This window comes from Endozoicomonas sp. SESOKO4 (assembly GCF_024606275.1).
Map to the genome: position 1 here is coordinate 1 of NZ_JAHHPS010000282.1, position 2,854 is coordinate 2,854.

The following is a 2,854-nucleotide window of genomic DNA, read 5'->3' on the forward strand; positions in this document are numbered from 1 at the left end:
TTTCACTTGCTCATGCTTGGGCAGGCCTCTGCTAGCATTCATGGACGACAGGGCGCGGAACAGCTCGATGTTGAATTGGCCATCTTTGTCTTTCCATTCCAGCCAGCCCTGCACCTCTATCACTTCCTGATGTTTGAGCACGCCCTGGCCATTATTCATGGACGAGAAAGCGCGGAACCGCTCCATATTGAACTCATCATCCTTGTCTTTCCATTCTGGCCACCCCAGTATTTCTTCCACTTCATTATGCTTTGGCAAGCCTTTACCATTATTCATGGACGAAAAGGCGCGAAACAGCTCCATGTTGAATTGGCCATCTTTGTCTTTCCATTCAGGCCAACCCAGCACCTCTTTCACTTCCTCATGGTCGAGCATGCCTTTGCTACTATTCATGGACGAGAAGGCGCGGAACCGCTCCATGTTGAATTGGCCATCTTTGTCTTTCCATTCAGGCCAACCCAGCAGCTGTTTCACTTGCTCATGTTTGGGCACGCCTTTGGTATGATTCATGCCCGAGAAAGCGCGGAATAGCTGTATACTGAACTCGCGATCTGCGTCTTTCCATTCCGGCCAGTTCAGTACCTCTCTCACTTCTTCACGTTTGAGTATGCCTTTGCTACTGTTGATGGACGAGAAGGCGCGGAACAGCTCCATGTTGAATTGGCCATCTTTGTTTTTCCATTCAGGCCAGCTCAGCACTTCTTTTACTTGCTCATGTTCGGGCACGCCTTTGCCATGATTCATGGACGAGAAGGTGCGGAATAGCTCCATACTGAACTCGCGATCCTTGTCTTTCCATTCGGGCCAGCCCAGAACCTCTTTCACATGCTCATGTTTGAGCATGCCTCTTGCGTTGTACATGGACGAGAAGGATCGGAATAGCTCCATATTGAACTCACCATCCTCCTCTTGCCACTCCGGCCAGCTCAGTATCTCTGCCACTTCCTCATGTTTTGGCAAGCCTTTTGTGTTACACATTGACGAGAAGGCGCGGAACAACTTCATGTTGAACTCACCACGCTTATCCTTCCATTCAGGCCAGCCCAGTATTGCTTTCACTTCCTCATGTGTGGGCACACCTTTGCCATTATTCATAGACGAGAAGGAAGTCAATATATCCAAACTCGCTAAATATTCGAGTTCACACTGGCTACGTTTTGCGAAACTGAGGATATGCTTTTTTGTGCAATTTAGCATGCAGGTTAGCATGCCTGTATTTTTGAAGTTTTCAGAAAGGTGCCCAAAAAAAGTTGCGGCATTATCGAAGAAAGCATTAAAAGACTCTCTCTCAACGAAACAAAGAAGCTTATAAAAAGTGTCTTTTACATTGATGTTTTTTTTCTTGAATATCTCAATCAGGGTTTGTGCTTTTTCCAGCTCTTCCTTACTTAATTCGTATTGGATACTTTCTTTCATTTTTTTCAATAGGTCATCGGGGATCTGGGGGGCTGCCCGATTCCTTTTTTTGGCCGGAGCCCCTGCCACAACTGTTTTTGAATGATTTCTCTTTCTGCCCGAGCCCTTCTTTTTTTTCTGATCAGGTTCTGATGCATCCGGCTCTGTTTCTTTCTGGGGTTGTCTTGCTCTTTTTTGACCGTGAGTACCCGCCAGGCAGTTGTTGCATAAAAACGCTGAAACGGCTGCTTCATTGGCTATCCGACTTAATTCCTGTTGATTCAGTGGCTTGTGACACTTCGAACAAGTGACAACCGAACCTCTGGTATCCTGCTCTGCTGAAGGTTTCAGTGACTCATCGTCTCCATCACCACTGTCGCCCGCCGAACCGGTTGTCTGTTTACGGGCAGCGGCTCCGCTCATCTGGCCTGTTGTCGAGGTGGTTGATGCTTTGATTATTCTGGAGGGTTGATTCTTTTTCCTGGTGCCCGCCTGTCGGCCAGAATATTTGCCAGAAATGATCTCACGGTAAACACAGAGTTCCTGATCATGCCCTGCCAACCATCTCCCAATCAGCCCCGGATGCATCGTGTCGGGATCTGATCTTTCCAGATCCAGAAGATCCGCTTCAGTCACCATGATCCGGTCTGACAAAATCCGGGCCAGCGTGGTTTGGCCTGTCATAGTTGCCCATAGACGTTTAATGCGTAACATTCGAAGGAGTTGTCTTTTATGTTGCAGGCATTTTTTAACAGGGCTGAGAGCAAGGGGAACGTCAGGCTGGGGCTCCGGGTGAGAATCCCAGTGGTTTCCGTCAGGTGGCTTATCGCCATCATCTCCCCCGGCAGCCCCCGTGGCTATCAGCATATTGGAAGTGTTCTCCGGAACTTCAGGGGACATAGCCAACAGGTTAATGTGGCGGGTTGGCTTCATTGACCAAAAGGGCAGGGGCAACAACTCATTCCCACCGCTGGGATCCGCAGGGCCTGAAAGCATGGGAACCAGCGTTTTGTGACACCCGCGAAGAGGCTTGGGCAGTTCAGGTTCAGCTAACTTACCGGCATACAAGAAATGAGCTGGCAGCGGGTTTGAGCCGACGAGTCCCAGTGCAGGCAGCGATTCCCCGAACATTATTGTCACTAGCAGAAGCAGTGATCGGACTACTGAGTAGAAAATTTGGTTTTGTTGTGATCGTCTCATAGATCCAGACTTAAAAATCAGCGTCTGTGAATCCATTCGCTATTGGGCCAAATTCGTACGTCATCTGACATAAGGCTCAGGCCCATTCAGTGATGTTTGCGTCAGATTGTATAGCACCGAAATGGCGAGCCTACCATGAACAGAATTGGTAAAAAGCTTTTTTTCAGAAGCTTCTATTCTGTAAGACGACACAGGTCTTTTTATAAAGTACTCCCACTCCCATCAAGTAAATCTAATTCCTGACAACTCTCATAAACAT

General features: G+C 48.1%; 1 protein-coding gene. It reads right to left on the reverse strand.

All coding sequences use genetic code 11. The features are described 5' to 3' along the window. Positions 1–2,526: hypothetical protein (locus KDK16_RS05335; protein WP_257275028.1), on the reverse strand; the 2,526-nt coding region annotated here is incomplete at its 3' end. Between the last annotated feature and the right edge of the window lie 328 nt (positions 2,527–2,854).